This window comes from uncultured Eudoraea sp. (genome assembly GCF_947258925.1).
In the GTDB taxonomy this organism is placed as follows: domain Bacteria; phylum Bacteroidota; class Bacteroidia; order Flavobacteriales; family Flavobacteriaceae; genus Eudoraea.
The window spans coordinates 152,893-169,117 of sequence record NZ_CAMYKG010000004.1; the positions used below are offsets into that span (position 1 = coordinate 152,893).

Here is a 16,225-nt window from a genome sequence, read left to right on the forward strand (position 1 = left end):
TCAGGAAACGTCTTCTAGTACTCCCTTTCGCTGTCGTTTTTTATACATAGAAAGGCCTCAAAAACAGGATGATCACACGAATCCTATTTAGCTGTAGATTTAAAATGTGGCGGTTGTTCATATTGTTTCCTTTCCGGGGGAAAGTTATCGAAGTCTTATTTCACATTTCCTGATGGAGGAATTTTAGTAGAAAAGAGAAAAAGTGTTAGAAACAGTAAATTGGTAATCTTTTGATGAGTATTAAATTTTCGGGATACCCTCATTCCAAGGGGTATTTTGCATCATAAGTGACTAAAAGAGTGACGATTCGGCCATAACTTTTTATGCCTTCCTCTTGGTTGTTGGCCTTGAGGAATGAATTAAAAATGGACTTAAAAACAGGTTCCAACGGGTTCTTATAGGCTAACCAGAATTTACGCAACTCCTCGTAGTTCTTTTGCACCCCTATGTGTAATCGCGAATAAAGTTCCTGAAATTTAGCCTCATCTTTTGACCGAATTTCGCTTAAAGAATAACTGAGTGCATACGCCAGGGCTGAATATTTAAAGTAAGGGTCTTTATTATATGCCGTAACCAAAAAGCCGATAAAATTTACTTCATTCTCCGCTGAATACCCAATTTGATGTCCTATTTCGTGACCTGTAATCACCGGGAACCTGAAATTGGGAATTTTGCTGTTAACCTGCGCTTCATTGGTAAATGGATTGAGATAGCCACCATATCCCATATAAGTCAACATGGTACTAAAAAGGGATTTTTTTAAACTGGAATTTTCATAGGATAAAAATGGATACCTGGTTTCCAGTGCTGAATACCCTTCCAGCGTTTTTTGAAAGATTTCCTTCTGATCATATGGAATTATGACCATTTGGGAAGTATCTGATGTAATTTCATATTGTAACCCATTAGTTTTATCAATTAGTTTTTCGGTGAATTCCAGTAATTCAACCCTCGTATGGCTATCTTTTAAATTGAGTTTCTGGGAAAGCGGAACTCGGTAGTAGTTGAAACCCCACATAAAATGGAATGTAAAGTAGGTTACCGAAAGGACCAAAACAATATCCCTCAGAAAAGGTTTTAGGTTATCCTTAATATGAGTTCTGTTAACTACAAGATAACGAATAGCTAAAATTATGAGGGAGGCATAAATTATATCCCCAACGGAAAAAGGAAGCCACCCGAGTACCACTCGAAATACGCCTGAAATAATGGGATAGAACCCTTCGCTATAGTAATTCTCTACGAACTCCGGGTAAAGGCCAATAAACTTGACCAGGACTATTTGCGGGATTATTGACAAAGCAATCCAATTCTTCAGTTTGCTATTCATGAATTCAAAAATACCATTTATCTCGTAAGTCTAATTTTCAATATGTATTTTTGGCCTTTTAATTTAAACTATGAACAAGGAAATAGAGCAATTAGAACCAAAAGGGGTATGGAAAAATTTTTCAAAACTCAATGCCGTACCGCGCCCTTCTAAGAAAGAAGAAAGGATAATTGAATTCATGCTGAATTTTGGCAGGTCTTTAAATTTAGAGACCGGTAAAGATGAGGTTGGTAATGTTATTATCAGGAAGAAAGCATCTCATGGAATGGAAGATCGTAAAACAATTACGCTTCAATCTCATTTAGATATGGTACATCAGAAAAATTCTGATACAAGATTTGATTTTGACAAACAGGGAATAGAGATGTTTATTGATGGGGATTGGGTAAAGGCCAAGGGAACAACCCTGGGAGCAGATAATGGTATGGGCGTTGCTGCTATAATGAGTTTACTGGAGAGTCAGGATATTTCACATCCTCCAATTGAGGCCTTATTTACCATTGATGAAGAGACTGGTATGACCGGAGCCAAGGGACTAAAGGGAGGAATCCTGAAAGGTCAGATCTTATTAAATCTGGACACGGAAGAAGATGACGAAATAGATATCGGGTGTGCAGGCGGGATTGATATCACGGCGACAAGGTCCTATGCGGAACAAACGGTCCCCGCAAAGTCCAGAGCTTACAGGATAAGTGTTCGAGGGTTACACGGCGGACATAGCGGGATGGATATTCACCGTGGTTTTGGCAATGCAAATAAAATAATGAACCGACTTTTATATAAGGGAAGCGAGGAATTTGGAATGGGCATATCGGCTATTGAAGGAGGAAGTTTGAGGAATGCCATACCCAGGGAAAGTTTTGCGACGATTGTTTTACCGGAGAACGTGCAAGAAGATTTTAAAGGTGCATTCCAGAATTGGGCCCAGATCATTAAAGACGAGAATGCTTATGTTGAAACTAAGCTCGAAATTATTCTGGAATCGGTTGAAATACCCAATACTATAATGGAAAAGGCCGTTCAGGATAAAATATTAAGAGCTATATACGGGGCGCATAATGGAGTTTATGCGATGAGCGCAGCGATTCCTGATTTGGTTGAAACTTCCAATAACATAGCCAGAATTGAAATAAAATCAGGAAATATTAAGATTAGTTGTCTTACCAGGTCTTCTGTAGATTCAGCCAAAATTGACCTTGCAAGTTCTTTAAGAAGTGTATTTGAGCTTGCAGGTTGTACAGTTTCTTTAACAGGTGATTACCCCGGATGGAGTCCAAATCCGAAATCGGAGATTTTAAAAGTGCTTAAAAAACAGTATGAGTTACTTTTTAAAGAAGAACCAAAAGTAATAGCGTGTCATGCGGGTCTCGAATGTGGTATCCTTGGTCGAAATTATCCCGATATGGATATGATTAGCTTTGGTCCAACCATTAAAGGGGCACATTCACCGGATGAAAGAGTAAGTATCTCTTCAGTAAAGAAGTTTTGGACCTTTCTATTACAGATTTTGAATAATACCCCTTAAAAAGTGATCAGGCCCGAAATTTTTCGGGCCTGTTTTCTATTCGGCTATCCCCAGAATTTCCACATCAAAAACCAGATCAGCATCGGGAGGGATTGGGCCGCCACCCTGTGAACCATATCCCAAATAAGGGGGTATGAACAATCTGATTTTATCCCCGACTTTCATTGTTAACAAACCTTCTTTAAAACCTGCTACCAACCTTGATTCCGGGCTATAATCCATGGGAAAAGGTTCATAACCTCCACCTTGTTTTCTTTTCTCATCATATTTGCCAAATTTGACAGCAATATCTTCATAATTACTATCGAAAAGGTTACCATCATTGAGCCAACCTGCATATTTAACCAAAACTTTATCGCCAATAGCCGGCTTAACACCCGTACCTTCATTAAGTTTAAGAATCTTTAAACCTGAAGACAGGGCTTCTGTACTTTCCTTTTGCTCATTAATTTCAACTGCGAAGTCAGAAATTATTTTTTCCATTTCCGCAATTAAGGCTTCTTCTTCTGCAAAATAATCTGTCATAACTTTCACAGCGTCGAAATTCCTGGCTTCTTTACCATTCCTGACAATAATTACAGAATTCATGACTACATCAACAATAGGTCTGTCTTTTTTATTGGGATCCGTATCGGTAGTAACATTGGCAATAGAATCTACCACATCCAATCCTACAACAACTTCTCCAAAAACCGTATGTCTTCCATTGAGAAAAGGGGTTTCTTTATGCGTTATAAAAAACTGGCTGCCATTGGTTTTTGTCCCGGAATTAGCCATTGAGAGAATGCCAGCCTTGTCATGGGTTAAGGAGTCATTGAATTCGTCCTTAAACCTATATCCGGGATTCCCACGACCAGTACCGGTAGGGTCACCTCCCTGGATCATAAAATCTTTTATGACCCTGTGAAAAATGACACCATTATAATATTTCTTATCCTTGTACTCTTCACTTACAAAGGGGTTGTTTCCTTCAGCAAGGGAAACAAAATTGGCTACAGTGACAGGAGTTTTATCCATCTCAAGCCTGAGTATGATATCACCTTTTGTCGTATTTATATCGGCAAATAACCCATCACCCAATTCCCGGTATTTGCTTGAGGTACAACTTGTTAAAACGGATAAGCTAATTAAAAAAAGTACTATTATTTGTTTCATTTTTTAGAATTTATTTATCAATATTCTCTTTTTGTTTGTCAATACTTAGAATGCTAATGGTAGACTTAAGAGGAATGTTCGGCCCAATCTTATTGTCATCACCGTGATAGCCATAAGCCATACCAGAAGGAAAAAGAAATGTAGCTGTTTCGTTTACCTTAAGCAGTTTTATGCTATTCCGAAGCCCCGGGAATAATTCCTGTTTATCTACTTTATATCTGATGGATCCAATTTCATCCATGGAGTAAATCGTGTCATTTTCAAGACTTACCAAATTGTATTTAAAAGTCACCAAATCATCAGGAAGAGGGGTGTAATCACTATCTTCATTTATAGAACTATAATAATACCACGATCCACTGGCGGATGCCAGATAATGATGAAGGGTGTCATTTTTTATAATTTCCTGTATAATTTTCTCTTCCCGGTTTAGAAGTTCTTTGTTCCGCTGAGCAGAGGCGCTGATAAAACTGCCGGATGTTGCCCTGATCGGCCGTCGTGGTTCAGGGCCATCGCAAGCTATAAGGAAAATGACAGGCAGGATATATATAAATCTCTTCATATGTTCAGCTGTTCTTTGTAATTTACCAGAAGGGCCTCGAAGAATTTTTTGGTTTCCATCATTGATGTTTCACTTCTTCCACCCGCTGCATTTATATGGCCACCTCCGTGAAAATGACTTCTTGCAAAATCATTAACAGAAAAACTTCCTTCAGACCGAAAGGAGATTTTAATAATCCCTTCTTCTTTATTTTCAATAAATATTACAGCAAATCGAATATTTTGCAGTGTAAGACCGTAATTAACAAATCCTTCGGTATCTCCTTTTTTATAGTTATATGTATCCAGTTCTTCCTGGCTCAAAGAAGTATAGGCAGTATTATAGTCGTTTAGAATGACCATATTTCTCAAGGCACAACCCAATAATTGCAACCTATCAGGTGTATTGGTATCAAAGATTTGATTTTGTACTTCAAAATTATTTGCACCTTTATCGATTAATTCCGCTACAACCCGGTGGGTTTGACTTGTTGTTGACGAATACTTAAATGATCCCGTATCCGTTACAATACCGGCATACAGGCAATCGGCAATTTCACTTGATATTTTATGAACATCACCCATGGAACTGATAAAATTAAATACCATTTCAGAAGTGGAGCTCATTTCAGGATCTGAATATGTTATTTGAGCATAATCATCAGGAGCCTGATGATGATCAATCATTATAAAAGTAGTCTCGAGTTCCCCGAGTAACGGGGCCATTTGTCCAACTCTACCGAGTTGATTAAAATCAAGGGTAAAGCAAATGTCTGCTTCTTTAAGATACGCTAGGGAATCAGCATTATCTTTTTCAAAATTAAGGACATTTTTTGTGCCGGGCATCCATTTTAAGAACTTGGGATAATCATTGGGTACGATGACCCTTGTGTCATGGCCGATAGTTTCAAGATAATGGCATAAACCCAATGAGGAGCCAATGGCATCACCATCCGGATTTTTATGGGGAACAATTACTATTTTTTGCCGTTTTGAAAGCAGTGTTTTTATGGCCTTTACGTCCTCAGAATTCATGCGCGCAAATATACAATTAATTAGTTATTCTCTCTAAGATGAATTTTAAAAAGAGGCGATAACGGAAACTTTCAATTTATATCAGGCAATTAAAAGATTACTGTTACACATGATAAACAAATAGGCCAAAATTCCTTGTAATAAAAGACTATTTTTGTTTTTTAAATTTAGAAATACATGTACAAATTATTAGTTTACACCTTATTGCTTACTTTGATTTTTAGCTGTACCGCAAAAAAAGAGGCCATAAAAAATGAAGTTCCGGAGGCACAGATCACAATTGCTTTTGGTTCGTGTAACAAATACGATATGGAAAACCTCTTATGGGATGATATTAGAAAGGCAGAACCCGAACTATGGATCTGGGGAGGTGATATTATTTATGCGGACACCGAAGACGTGGACAAAATTAGTGCAATGTACAATGCCCAAAACAGAGTTGCAGGATATAAAAAATTAAAAAAAAGAACACAGGTAATAGGAACATGGGATGATCATGATTATGGTTTGAATGATGGAGGGACAGAATTTATATCCAAAAAAGGCAGCCAACAGGCATTTTTAGACTTCATGGATGTTCCTGCAGATCATCCGAGGCGTTCCAGAGAAGGTATATATTTTGCCCACAATTATAACGGTAGTTTGGGTAGAATAAAAATAATTGTTCTGGATACGCGATATTTCAGGACGGCTTTAACTGAAGATACTGAAACTGAAAAACGTTACAGACCAGGTAAGTATGGTGAAGGCACACTTTTGGGAGAAGCGCAATGGAAGTGGCTCGGAAATGAACTGCGGACATCGGGTGCTGATTTTAACCTGGTGGTGAGCAGTATTCAGTTTTTATCTAACGAACACGGTTATGAATGTTGGGGGAATTTCCCACATGAGGTAGACAGATTTAAGCAGTTATTGCTGGATTCAAAGGCGAAGGGAGTGATTATTCTTTCAGGGGATCGGCATATTTCTGAGTTTTCCAAAATTGAAATTCCCGGTCTTTCTTATCCTTTGATAGACTTTACAAGCAGTGGGCTCACGCATGCATACTCCGATTTTTCCGGGGAACCCAATCCTTACAGGCTGGGCGGGGTTATTGCCAAAGAGAGTTTTGGACTAATAAAGCTCAATATGATTACCAAAGAGGTTCAGCTTAAAATAGTTGAAAATGACGGGATAGTACCTCTTGAAATAAGACAGAATTATTAATGTTGTAGTTTGAAATAAGAAAGTGTATTTTTGCGCAAAATTTTAATAAATGACAGGTCGAAGAACTTTTACAATGATAAAACCGGATGCGGTTGAAAATGGTCATATAGGTGCTATTTTAGAAAAAATTTCATCTGCGGGTTTCAAGATAATAGCAATGAAGTATACACAATTGAGCCGACGTGACGCTCAGGAGTTTTACGCCATTCATCGTGATCGACCATTTTTTGGAGAGTTGATACAATTTATGACCAGAGGACCCATTGTTTCTGCAATATTAGAAAAAGACAATGCTGTTGACGACTTTAGGGCTCTGATAGGAGCAACTAATCCGGCTGAAGCTGCAGAAGGAACAATTCGTAAATTATTCGCCAAAGATATAGGCGAAAATGCAGTTCATGGTTCAGATAGTGATGAAAATGCTTTAATTGAAGGAAGTTTCCATTTTTCTGGAAGGGAGATCTATTAAACGTCAGAACATATAAGGTAATTCTATCTTAACAATTACCTTAACACGATATTCTTAATTAAATCCTTTTTCATTTCTTCATTGAGCATTTCAATAATTTTTGTTTTGCCATGACTAAGTTCTTCACGTAAAACTGATGAAGAAAGTGATACATAAAGGGTGTCATTTCGTAATTCAACCGCCGTGGTGTAATTATTCACACCATTGTCCATGATTTTCTCCCAGGCTTTTCGGACCATAACCTTATCCATACCTTTCTGCAATTTATTTTCCCTAATAAATTTATTTAAGGCTTCACCGAGTGAATGTTGGTTTTTCTCTTTGGCCATTACTTCTCTATACTAATGGGTTCAAATCTTTTGTAATGATAGGATATATCTTCCTTGTTTTTCACAACCAATATGCTTTCTGAAATCACCTCTATTTGTTCTTCCCAGGAACTTAGATCATTCTGGTAGCTCATCCAGAACACATCATCCCTCTCATTTATCCGGAATGATTCCGCATCGCTTGATGTAGCATAAGATCCGTCTAATGCAGGCTGAACTTTCTTACGAAAACCCTTCATATTTTCATATTCAAAGTAATCAATAGTAGTATTTATGTCATAATCTTTGATTTCTCCATTGGGAAATTCAACTTTAACAATCTCCCAATATCCATTGATATGGTTTAGATCCGAAACCGATATTTTTTCGGCACACGCCATAAGGCAAAAAATTGGTATTATTAATAGAAGCCTACGCATACTACAATTTAAAAATTTTATAGGACTGGTGTATAGATTTCACAACATTTTCTGTTCGTTCCGGATGGGTGTCGCTAATAAAAATTTGACCAAAATTTTCATTGTCAACTAAAGTGATAATATGGGTAACTCTATTTTCATCCAATTTGTCAAAAATATCATCCAAAAGCATTATGGGTGTCGTTCCGGCATGTGACTTTAGAAACTGAAACTGTGCAAACTTCAGGGCAATTAGAAATGATTTTTGCTGCCCCTGACTGCCAAATTTTTTTATGGGATAGTCTTCTATTTCAAAACGAAGGTCGTCTTTATGAATGCCGGAAGAAGTATACTGTAAGGCCCTGTCTTTCTCTAAATTCTTCTCTAAAAGAGATAACAAATCCTGTGAGAATAATTTGCTTTCATATTCGATATTTACTACCTCCTGTCCCCCTGAAATAGCTATGTACTGTTCCTTAAAAATAGGGATAAAATCTTCAATAAAAGCTGTGCGTTTTTTAAAAATACTTGAACCAAAATCGTTTAACTGTTCATTGTAAACCGCAATAGTTGTGTGGTCAAATGAATGATTTGCAGCAAAATATTTCAAAAGGGTATTGCGCTGCTGGAGAATTTTATTGTATTTAAGCAATGCCTGCAAGTATTCCTTATCTGATTGAGAAATAACACTATCCACAAATTTTCTTCGAATATCACTACCCTCAAGGATTAAATCCCTGTCTGCCGGAGAAATAATAACCAAGGGTAATAATCCAATATGATCAGATAAGCGATCATAGGCCTTATTATTTCGTTTTATGATCTTTTTCATGCCTTTTTTAAGGCTACAAACAATCTTTTCGTTCCTGTTGTTAAGGTCGAAAGAACCTTCAATTATAAAAAAGTCCTCTCCATGTTTAATATTTTGTCCGGCTAGCGGGTTAAAGTAACTTTTACCAAATGCGAGATGGTAAATCGCATCGAGAATATTGGTCTTTCCTTTGCCGTTATCGCCCACAAAACAGTTTATTTTGGAATCGAATTCAAATAGCTGCGAATCAAAATTTTTATAGTTAACGAGGGATAAATTCTTAAGAAACATTAGGAATTAAAGATGGCAACATATAAGAAAAGGGGTTATAAGCCTAAAAATAAAGCCGAGGAAAGAGAACTTGACTCTCAGAAAAGCGCAACGGCAGAAGTTTTTAGCAGTCTGGACGAAAGCGCTTCCAGATCAGAACAATGGGTGGCGAGAAATCAAAACTATATCCTTGGAGTCATCGGTGTTATTGCGATTACTGTGCTCGGCTATCTTGCCTATAATCAGTTTATTCAAAAGCCTAAGGAGGTCAATGCCGCCAATGAGATGTTTTATCCGCAACAGTATTTTGACCGGGCTCTGAATAACACAACAGATAAAGATTCGCTGTATACGTTAGCCTTAAACGGAGCAGAAGGTAAGTATGGATTCCTGGATATTATAGATGAATACAAGGGTACTAAAGCTGCAAACCTTGCAAATTATTCCGCTGGAATGGCTTATTTGAACATGAATCAATATGAAGATGCTATAAGGCATTTAGAAAACTTTTCTTCAAATGATGCTATCCTGGGTGCGTTAGCAAAAGGTGGAATTGGAGACGCGTTCATGCAATTAGGACAAGCTTCGGATGCTTTAGGATATTATGAATCAGCTATAGCACACAATACCAACGAATTTACAACCCCGAGATTTCTTTATAAAGCGGGGGTGACATCCATGGAGTTAAATGACAACGACAAAGCACTTCAATATTTTGAAAGGATTAAAGATGAGTTTGCAAATTCTGAGGAAGCCAAAACTATAGATGCATTTATAGGTATGGCTAAAAACAAATAATAAATGGCCACGTCCAACAAAAATTTGTCAGTATATGACAAGAAAACAATCCCAAATGCGAAGTCACTTCGATTTGGGATTGTTGTTTCAGAGTGGAATTCAGAAATAACAGAGGCTCTTTATCATGGCGCTGAAGCTACCTTGTTAGATTGTGGTGCCATCCCCGACAATATTTTAAGATGGGATGTGCCCGGAAGTTTTGAATTGACATTCGGATGTAAAAAAATGATTCAGGAAAATGAACTGGATGCTGTGATTGCTATAGGTAGCGTAATAAAAGGAGAAACAAAGCATTTCGATTTTGTTTGCAGTGCTACTGCCCAGGGAATAAAGGATCTGAATATCCATACCCGTACCCCGGTTATATTTTGTGTTCTTACTGATGATAATCTGCAACAAGCCGTAGACAGGAGTGGTGGTAAACACGGTAATAAGGGCACGGAAGCTGCTATTGCGGCAATAAAAATGGCAATGCTTTAGTTTAGACCTATTTCCTTCTTAGCTTAATTCCGGGCTAAAGTCTTCTTAGAATTTATTGAAAAATAGGGCAAATATGAAAGTTTTGCTCTTCCTTCTAAACTGTTAACAATTTTTGGGAAGGATAGCTCCCCATGTTTTTTGATTTTAAGTAACTTTGAACATTCAGGTTATGGGAAAATTTTCAAAACTTAGGAAGAACAGAAAATACAAGTATACACCGCGTTATTATGACGATAAGGGTGAAGGAAATCCATATAAAATTCAACCAAAACTTGATAAATTTCGAACTACTGTTGATGCTCCAAGAGGGTTAAAAGGAAAGTTCAGTAACGCCATGGCCGATATGAGGACTTCCGGTGACCAAAACCTAAGATTAAGAATGTTAATTATAATAGCGATCCTTATCCTGATATTCCTGTATATCATCGATTTTGATTTATCAATCTTCTTTTCAAACTAATGGCAGATATTATCCAACTTTTGCCAGATCACGTGGCCAATCAGATAGCCGCCGGTGAAGTAGTTCAGCGACCGGCCTCTGTGGTAAAAGAGCTGCTGGAGAATGCTATTGACGCCGGTGCTACGACTATTAAATTAATTGTAAAAGACGGAGGGAAGACCCTGATCAAGGTTGTGGATGATGGGAAGGGGATGAGTGTGACTGACGCCCGGCTTAGTTTTGAGAGACATGCCACTTCCAAGATTAATTGTGCTGAAGATTTGTTTCATCTGGATACCAAAGGATTTCGCGGAGAAGCCCTGGCTTCAATAGCTGCGATTGCTCATGTTGATATGCATACCTGCCTGGAAGAAGAGGAAGTTGGTACGCATATAAAAATTGAAGGCAGCAAGGTTTTATCACAAGAAGTTACTGTAAAGCCCAAAGGAACATCAGTTTCGGTCAAAAATCTTTTTTTTAATATTCCTGCCAGAAGAAAATTTCTAAAGTCTAATCAGGTAGAATTAAGGCATATAACCGATGAATTTCACAGGGTTGCCCTGGCACACCCTACGGTGCAATTCTATTTTTACAATAATGGAGGTGAGTTATTTAACCTGCCACCAAGCAACTTTAGGAAAAGGATCGTACACATATTCGGTTTTAAAACAAAAGAAAAATTGGTTCCGGTAACGGAAGAAACCAAAGTTGTAAAGGTAAGCGGGTTCGTATTTAAACCGGAATACGCAAAAAAAAGCAGGGGGCAGCAGTTCTTCTTTGTAAATAAACGTTTTATAAAAAGCCACTATCTTCATCATGCAGTGATGGCTTCTTTTGAGGGTTTGTTGAGACCAGATACCAGTCCCGGCTACTTTTTATACCTGGATGTTGAACCTTCTTCAATTGATATCAATATTCACCCTACAAAAACTGAAATTAAGTTCGATGATGAGCATACTTTATATGCCATACTCAAGTCAACGATAAAACACAGCTTAGGACAGTTTAATGTTAGTCCGGTTTTAGATTTTGATAAAGATCAGAATTTAGACACACCATATATGCTTCTTAAAAAACAGGCCCATCAACCTGGAATTACTATAGATCATGGATTTAACCCATTTAGGGAAAGTGGATTCGAAAAAAGTGCAGGGCGATCCATGCTTAAGCCGTCATCCGGGGATTGGGAAAGTATGTATGTTGGTTTGGAGTCCAAAGTTGGAATGGACGAAAGTTTCAGTACAGTACACCTGGAATCTGACACGATTACGGGATCCATATTCGAAGAAACACAGGGAGAAGTTGGGCCAGGTGCAACTACATTTCAATTTAGGAGAAAATATATTGTATCAACTATAAAGTCCGGGATGCTTATAATTCATCAGGGTAGGGCACATCAACGTGTTCTCTATGAGAAATTTCTAAAAAGCATAACCGTAAAGGAGACCTTGAGCCAGCAACTACTTTTTCCCCTAAAACTGAATTTTTCAAAAGAAGAAATATCGGTTCTGGAAGAAATAAAGGGAAGTTTGACATCTTTAGGCTTTTCATTTGGCCGTTTTACAGAGGACGAGCTTCAAATTAATGGAATTCCCCAGCTTGTTAATGAAGCTGAAGTAGGAATCGTATTAGATCAATTAATTTCAGATTATCAAATGGAGGTGAACAGAAATGGTTTTACACAATCTGAGGTTTTATCCAAAGTGCTTTGTAAATCACTTGCAGTGAAAACCGGTGAAATCTTAAATTTTGAGTCACAACAAGCTTTGGTAAATGCCTTATTTGCATGTAAGGAAACTAAAAGAAGTCCGTTTAACAAATTGGTCTATATTACGATAACCGGGACCGAGATTGATAATAAATTTATATAGATGGGAAAACTAAGCGATGCTATAAAGCATCTACTAATCGTAAATGTGTTGTTTTTTATAGCAACTTTTCTTTTTGGAGATCAGATGTATCAATTATTTTCGTTATGGTTTCCGGAAAATGAAAATTTTGGATTCTGGCAGATGCTCTCCCATATGTTTATGCATGGCGGGTTTATGCATATTTTATTCAATATGTATGCGCTCTGGGCATTTGGCACCCCATTGGAACGCATGTGGGGAAGGAACAAGTTTTTATTCTTTTATTTCTCCGCAGGAATCGGAGCAGCGTTAATACATACCGGGGTAAATTATTACTATTTCAATCAGGGGATAGAAGCATTGGTGAATTCCGGAATATCTGAAAGTCAGATTATAGAAATTATTTCAGGGGGTCAATACAGTCCGGATTGGTATAATTATGCACCCAAGAGTGTTATTGATAATTTTTTAGGTGCCTATAATACACCTGCGGTAGGTGCTTCGGGGGCGATTTATGGTATCCTTGTCGCTTTTGGAATGTCTTTCCCTAATAGTGAATTATTCCTTATTTTTCTTCCAATACCAATTAAGGCCAAAATATTTATACCGGTGTTAATCGGACTAGACTTGTTTTCAGGGGTTACCGGGTATTCCATATTCGGTGATGGCATAGCGCATTTCGCGCATGTGGGAGGAGCCTTATTTGGATTCCTTATGATGTGGTACTGGAAGAAGAACCAGTTTAATGAAAATCGATGGAATTAGGATGAATACAGGAAATTTAAAATATCAATTTGCCAGACTCAGTATAGCCGAAAAATTAATTGCGGTTAATGTAGCTATTTTTATTGTAAACGGATTATTTACTTTTTTAATGGGGATGCCTTCCAATGCAATAATGAGCTGGTTTGAGTTACCTAAAGATTTTATCGATTTCATATCTCAACCATGGTCGCTGGTTACGTATTCTTTTTTTCATGGCAGTATTTGGCACCTGTTTTGGAATATGATAATGCTTTATTTCTCCGGAAGAATTTTCCTGAATCTTTTTGGACCAAAAAGATTTATTAATGTTTATTTTTTGGGGGTGATTCTGGGGGGATTGATATTTTTGCTAAGCTATAATGTATTTCCCGCACTCCTATCTGCAAATACTGCCCTTATCGGGGCATCTGCCGGTGTTACTGCAGTACTCATTTTCGTATGTACCTATATTCCTAATCAGGAAGTAAGGCTCTTTGTTTTTAATGTTAAGTTATGGTATATAGGGGCTTTCTTTGTTTTGATAGATTTAATTCAGATTCCAACCGGTGGAAATGCGGGTGGGCATCTTGCTCATTTGGGTGGTGCATTTTTAGGATATGTATATGCCCGGCAGCTTATAAATGGCAGGGATATTGGTGAAGGGTTTTCCAAGACGTTAGATAGTTTCGAAGGGATTTTTAAAAAGAAAAAGAAGAAAGCTCCTTTAAAAACAGTATATCGTCGTGCAAAAGGAAATAGCGCTTCAAATGTAAACTACGACAGGGAAAATAAACAACGTAAGATTGATGCCATTTTAGACAAAATAAGTAAATCGGGCTATGAAAGTCTCTCCAAATCGGAAAAAGATTTTTTATTTAAGGCAGGTAAGGAGGACTAGACTGTGAAGGGATTATCAGTTTTTGATAAAATAGTTTTTCTCCTCAATATTGTATTAGGCTTACTACTTTTGGTTTGCTGTCTGATTCCATATGTGCAGGTAAAGACATTTCCACTGTTATCTTTTTTAGGTCTTATTGTCCCTACTATATTTATGGCAAATATTCCATTCTTGCTTTATTGGGGTATACGTAAAAAAAAACTGTTCTTCCTTTCATTTTTTGCCCTGCTTGTTTCTTATTTCATTTTTGGCCCTTTTTACAGATTTGGTTCTTCCAAAGACTCTTTTGAAGAAGGATTGAAAATTATGACCTATAACACAAGAGATTTTAATTTTAAAGGCCGGTCAAATACTAAACTAACAGGTCATAAAATCATCGATTTTGTAAATCAAAATGATCCCGATATAGTTTGTTTTCAGGAATCGAATAGTTTAGCGCGAAGGCAGTTAGATAATTATCCGTTTAAATATGTAACCCCGTTAACCTCCAATAAAAGCAGGCAGGCAATTTTTTCAAAATATCCCATTGTTGGTAAAGGTTCTCTGGAATTCCCAGAGACTGCCAATAATGGTATTTATGCAGATGTTGTCTATAAAGGTGATACCATTAGAATCTATAACCTTCATTTTCAGTCTTTTCAAATAATTCCTTCCAGGGTGCGCAGTATAAAACGTGTTGCTCATGCTTACAGAAAAATGAAAACTACTTTCATAAAACAAGAAGAACAGGCCAATATTTTTGATAAACACCGGAAAAATTCCCCTTACAAGTATATAGTCTGTGCCGACTTAAATAACACCTCATTTTCTCATGTTTACCGCTTTGTTAAAGAGGAATCAAAGGATACTTTTGAACAGAAAGGGCATGGTTTTGGTAAAACGTTTGACTTAAAATTTATTCCCTTTCGAATTGACTTCGTATTTGTAGATGAAAGTATGCAAGTATCGACCCATCAAAATTTTGAAATCAACCTGTCTGATCATTACCCTTTACTTACTTTAATTCGCTTCTGACAGCAGGAAATAGCAATCAAGCATATCTGCAAATATATGTATGAGCAGGGCCAGTCCGAGAATCCTCGTCTTTTTAAAAATAAACAATAAACCATATAACCCGATTGCCCAATAAGAGTGAAGAGGATGAAAATTAATACTACATCTGTCCGGGTCAAAGATTGGGGTTGCAATAAAATGATCTAAATCAATTAAAATTCCAGCAAGTAAAATTAAAATTATCCAAATCCTATTGTCTTTAAAAAATACCAGACCTATTAAAACAGGAACTAAAAAATGAACACCGTAATGAAGAAGAAATCTAAGCATTTAGAAAATCAAGGTTTTGAGTCATTAGATAATCAATACTGGCAGTACCTTCATTAAATAATAAATCCAGGACACTGCAATTTTCTATAAAACCATGCCTTTCTTTAAAAACCTGCATGTATAATTTTTGCTTTATACCAACCGATTTTTTAGCATCTACCAAATATCTTGCGTCACGAACTTGCTGTGGCTGTAACTCATAAACTTTAGAGTAGCCGGCATTCAAATTAAATTGGAGACAATCGGCTATAATTTCAATTGTTTTAAGATTAAAGTCCAAAAGATAATCATACTTCCGCATAAAGAGTGGTTCCAGATCGTCTTCATAATATTCGAAAAAAGGAGATGTCCTATAGGCGGTTTGAAGTGTCCTCCAATGCTGTCGCTGCCATTTATAATCATTTTCCAATCTTACATCTTTGTATTTCTGCCTGCCTTGGAGGCCTCCTACATGTTTGATAGGAATATTTAACATAAATCTGCCCTGATCTGTACATATGTAGGCCCTGTTACGATAGGTTTGTTTTTGATAGTTATCGCAGACTTCCCAGATAACATTATGCTGTACAATAGTTGCATATGTGATAATATTAGGGAAGTAAGTAGGATGGAGTAGCAGATCCAT

At 37.1% G+C, this 16,225-nt stretch carries 19 protein-coding genes; 10 read left to right on the forward strand and 9 right to left on the reverse strand.

Annotation, left to right across the window (positions count from 1 at the left end; translation table 11 throughout):
- Positions 1-259 precede the first annotated feature (259 nt).
- A complete protein-coding gene (locus Q0X77_RS02330) occupies positions 260-1,330 on the reverse strand; it encodes a DUF3810 domain-containing protein (RefSeq protein ID WP_297792491.1) in 1,071 nt (356 codons plus the stop codon).
- A gap of 70 nt (positions 1,331-1,400) precedes the next feature.
- Between Q0X77_RS02330 and Q0X77_RS02335 the strand changes: the two genes are divergently transcribed.
- Positions 1,401-2,855, forward strand: a complete 1,455-nt coding sequence (locus Q0X77_RS02335; RefSeq protein ID WP_297792493.1) for an aminoacyl-histidine dipeptidase — start codon at positions 1,401-1,403, stop codon at positions 2,853-2,855.
- A gap of 36 nt (positions 2,856-2,891) precedes the next feature.
- On the opposite strand, the gene Q0X77_RS02340 is transcribed toward Q0X77_RS02335, so the two are convergent.
- Genes Q0X77_RS02340 through Q0X77_RS02350 form a run of 3 tightly spaced genes read right to left on the reverse strand, consistent with a single transcriptional unit; the run spans position 2,892 to position 5,585 of the window.
- Positions 2,892-4,010, reverse strand: a complete 1,119-nt coding sequence (locus tag Q0X77_RS02340) for a peptidylprolyl isomerase (protein WP_297792495.1) — start codon at positions 4,008-4,010, stop codon at positions 2,892-2,894.
- 10 nt (positions 4,011-4,020) lie between these two features.
- Positions 4,021-4,572: a gliding motility-associated peptidyl-prolyl isomerase GldI gene (gldI, locus tag Q0X77_RS02345; protein ID WP_297792497.1), complete on the reverse strand. Its 552-nt coding sequence runs from the start codon at positions 4,570-4,572 to the stop codon at positions 4,021-4,023.
- On the reverse strand, positions 4,569-5,585 hold the full coding sequence (locus Q0X77_RS02350; protein ID WP_297792499.1) for a bifunctional oligoribonuclease/PAP phosphatase NrnA: 1,017 nt from the start codon (positions 5,583-5,585) through the stop codon (positions 4,569-4,571). Before Q0X77_RS02350 ends, gldI begins: the two co-directional genes overlap by 4 nt.
- A 177-nt stretch (positions 5,586-5,762) precedes the next feature.
- Between Q0X77_RS02350 and Q0X77_RS02355 the strand changes: the two genes are divergently transcribed.
- Both Q0X77_RS02355 and Q0X77_RS02360 read left to right on the forward strand, forming a co-directional pair.
- A complete protein-coding gene (locus Q0X77_RS02355; protein ID WP_297792501.1) occupies positions 5,763-6,791 on the forward strand; it encodes an alkaline phosphatase D family protein in 1,029 nt (342 codons plus the stop codon).
- A gap of 49 nt (positions 6,792-6,840) precedes the next feature.
- Entirely contained in the window at positions 6,841-7,260 is a 420-nt protein-coding gene (locus Q0X77_RS02360) for a nucleoside-diphosphate kinase (RefSeq protein ID WP_297792502.1), read from the forward strand.
- A 35-nt stretch (positions 7,261-7,295) separates the two neighbouring features.
- Here Q0X77_RS02360 and Q0X77_RS02365 read toward each other — a convergent pair whose 3' ends face one another.
- Genes Q0X77_RS02365 through Q0X77_RS02375 form a run of 3 tightly spaced genes read right to left on the reverse strand, consistent with a single transcriptional unit; the run spans position 7,296 to position 9,089 of the window.
- Positions 7,296-7,589 carry a DUF721 domain-containing protein gene (locus Q0X77_RS02365; RefSeq protein ID WP_297792504.1) on the reverse strand — a complete coding sequence of 98 codons (294 nt, stop codon included), beginning with the start codon at positions 7,587-7,589 and terminating at the stop codon, positions 7,296-7,298.
- Entirely contained in the window at positions 7,589-7,969 is a 381-nt protein-coding gene (locus Q0X77_RS02370; RefSeq protein WP_297792505.1) for a hypothetical protein, read from the reverse strand. The genes Q0X77_RS02365 and Q0X77_RS02370 overlap by 1 nt, the downstream gene beginning before the upstream one ends.
- 40 nt (positions 7,970-8,009) lie before the next feature.
- Positions 8,010-9,089, reverse strand: a complete 1,080-nt coding sequence (locus Q0X77_RS02375; RefSeq protein ID WP_297792507.1) for a DNA replication/repair protein RecF — start codon at positions 9,087-9,089, stop codon at positions 8,010-8,012.
- Positions 9,090-9,101: 12 nt separating this feature from the next.
- Between Q0X77_RS02375 and Q0X77_RS02380 the strand changes: the two genes are divergently transcribed.
- From Q0X77_RS02380 to Q0X77_RS02410, 7 genes are all read left to right on the forward strand, one after another.
- Positions 9,102-9,866 (forward strand): tetratricopeptide repeat protein, encoded by a 765-nt coding sequence (locus Q0X77_RS02380; RefSeq protein ID WP_297792509.1) that lies wholly within the window; start codon positions 9,102-9,104, stop codon positions 9,864-9,866.
- A gap of 3 nt (positions 9,867-9,869) precedes the next feature.
- Positions 9,870-10,346 carry a 6,7-dimethyl-8-ribityllumazine synthase gene (gene ribH / locus Q0X77_RS02385; protein ID WP_297792511.1) on the forward strand — a complete coding sequence of 159 codons (477 nt, stop codon included), beginning with the start codon at positions 9,870-9,872 and terminating at the stop codon, positions 10,344-10,346.
- A 169-nt stretch (positions 10,347-10,515) separates the two neighbouring features.
- The gene (locus tag Q0X77_RS02390; RefSeq protein WP_297792513.1) at positions 10,516-10,806 is read left to right on the forward strand and encodes a riboflavin synthase subunit beta; all 291 of its coding nucleotides are present in this window, start codon (positions 10,516-10,518) and stop codon (positions 10,804-10,806) included.
- Positions 10,806-12,656: a DNA mismatch repair endonuclease MutL gene (gene mutL / locus Q0X77_RS02395; RefSeq protein WP_297792515.1), complete on the forward strand. Its 1,851-nt coding sequence runs from the start codon at positions 10,806-10,808 to the stop codon at positions 12,654-12,656. Before Q0X77_RS02390 ends, mutL begins: the two co-directional genes overlap by 1 nt.
- On the forward strand, positions 12,657-13,400 hold the full coding sequence (locus tag Q0X77_RS02400) for a rhomboid family intramembrane serine protease (protein WP_297792517.1): 744 nt from the start codon (positions 12,657-12,659) through the stop codon (positions 13,398-13,400).
- 1 nt (position 13,401) lies between these two features.
- Positions 13,402-14,277 carry a rhomboid family intramembrane serine protease gene (locus tag Q0X77_RS02405; RefSeq protein ID WP_297792548.1) on the forward strand — a complete coding sequence of 292 codons (876 nt, stop codon included), beginning with the start codon at positions 13,402-13,404 and terminating at the stop codon, positions 14,275-14,277.
- Positions 14,278-14,280: 3 nt separating this feature from the next.
- Positions 14,281-15,291, forward strand: a complete 1,011-nt coding sequence (locus tag Q0X77_RS02410; protein ID WP_297792519.1) for an endonuclease/exonuclease/phosphatase family protein — start codon at positions 14,281-14,283, stop codon at positions 15,289-15,291.
- On the opposite strand, the gene Q0X77_RS02415 is transcribed toward Q0X77_RS02410, so the two are convergent.
- Entirely contained in the window at positions 15,277-15,600 is a 324-nt protein-coding gene (locus Q0X77_RS02415; RefSeq protein WP_297792520.1) for a DUF6122 family protein, read from the reverse strand. The two genes, Q0X77_RS02410 and Q0X77_RS02415, sit on opposite strands and share 15 nt — an antisense overlap.
- On the reverse strand, positions 15,593-16,225 hold the full coding sequence (locus Q0X77_RS02420) for a WbqC family protein (protein WP_297792521.1): 633 nt from the start codon (positions 16,223-16,225) through the stop codon (positions 15,593-15,595). Before Q0X77_RS02420 ends, Q0X77_RS02415 begins: the two co-directional genes overlap by 8 nt.

Excerpts from the sequence above, each read along its gene's own strand:
- Q0X77_RS02330 (WP_297792491.1), bottom strand. The coding sequence starts at position 1,330 with ATGAATAGCAAACTGAAGAATTGGATTGCTTTGTCAATAATCCCGCAA.
- Q0X77_RS02335 (WP_297792493.1), top strand. The coding sequence starts at position 1,401 with ATGAACAAGGAAATAGAGCAATTAGAACCAAAAGGGGTATGGAAAAAT.
- Q0X77_RS02340 (WP_297792495.1), bottom strand. The coding sequence starts at position 4,010 with ATGAAACAAATAATAGTACTTTTTTTAATTAGCTTATCCGTTTTAACA.
- gldI (WP_297792497.1), bottom strand. The coding sequence starts at position 4,572 with ATGAAGAGATTTATATATATCCTGCCTGTCATTTTCCTTATAGCTTGC.
- Q0X77_RS02350 (WP_297792499.1), bottom strand. The coding sequence starts at position 5,585 with ATGAATTCTGAGGACGTAAAGGCCATAAAAACACTGCTTTCAAAACGG.
- Q0X77_RS02355 (WP_297792501.1), top strand. The coding sequence starts at position 5,763 with ATGTACAAATTATTAGTTTACACCTTATTGCTTACTTTGATTTTTAGC.
- Q0X77_RS02360 (WP_297792502.1), top strand. The coding sequence starts at position 6,841 with ATGACAGGTCGAAGAACTTTTACAATGATAAAACCGGATGCGGTTGAA.
- Q0X77_RS02365 (WP_297792504.1), bottom strand. The coding sequence starts at position 7,589 with ATGGCCAAAGAGAAAAACCAACATTCACTCGGTGAAGCCTTAAATAAA.
- Q0X77_RS02370 (WP_297792505.1), bottom strand. The coding sequence starts at position 7,969 with ATGGCGTGTGCCGAAAAAATATCGGTTTCGGATCTAAACCATATCAAT.
- Q0X77_RS02375 (WP_297792507.1), bottom strand. The coding sequence starts at position 9,089 with ATGTTTCTTAAGAATTTATCCCTCGTTAACTATAAAAATTTTGATTCG.
- Q0X77_RS02380 (WP_297792509.1), top strand. The coding sequence starts at position 9,102 with ATGGCAACATATAAGAAAAGGGGTTATAAGCCTAAAAATAAAGCCGAG.
- ribH (WP_297792511.1), top strand. The coding sequence starts at position 9,870 with ATGGCCACGTCCAACAAAAATTTGTCAGTATATGACAAGAAAACAATC.
- Q0X77_RS02390 (WP_297792513.1), top strand. The coding sequence starts at position 10,516 with ATGGGAAAATTTTCAAAACTTAGGAAGAACAGAAAATACAAGTATACA.
- mutL (WP_297792515.1), top strand. The coding sequence starts at position 10,806 with ATGGCAGATATTATCCAACTTTTGCCAGATCACGTGGCCAATCAGATA.
- Q0X77_RS02400 (WP_297792517.1), top strand. The coding sequence starts at position 12,657 with ATGGGAAAACTAAGCGATGCTATAAAGCATCTACTAATCGTAAATGTG.
- Q0X77_RS02405 (WP_297792548.1), top strand. The coding sequence starts at position 13,402 with ATGAATACAGGAAATTTAAAATATCAATTTGCCAGACTCAGTATAGCC.
- Q0X77_RS02415 (WP_297792520.1), bottom strand. The coding sequence starts at position 15,600 with ATGCTTAGATTTCTTCTTCATTACGGTGTTCATTTTTTAGTTCCTGTT.
- Q0X77_RS02420 (WP_297792521.1), bottom strand. The coding sequence starts at position 16,225 with ATGGATCTGCTACTCCATCCTACTTACTTCCCTAATATTATCACATAT.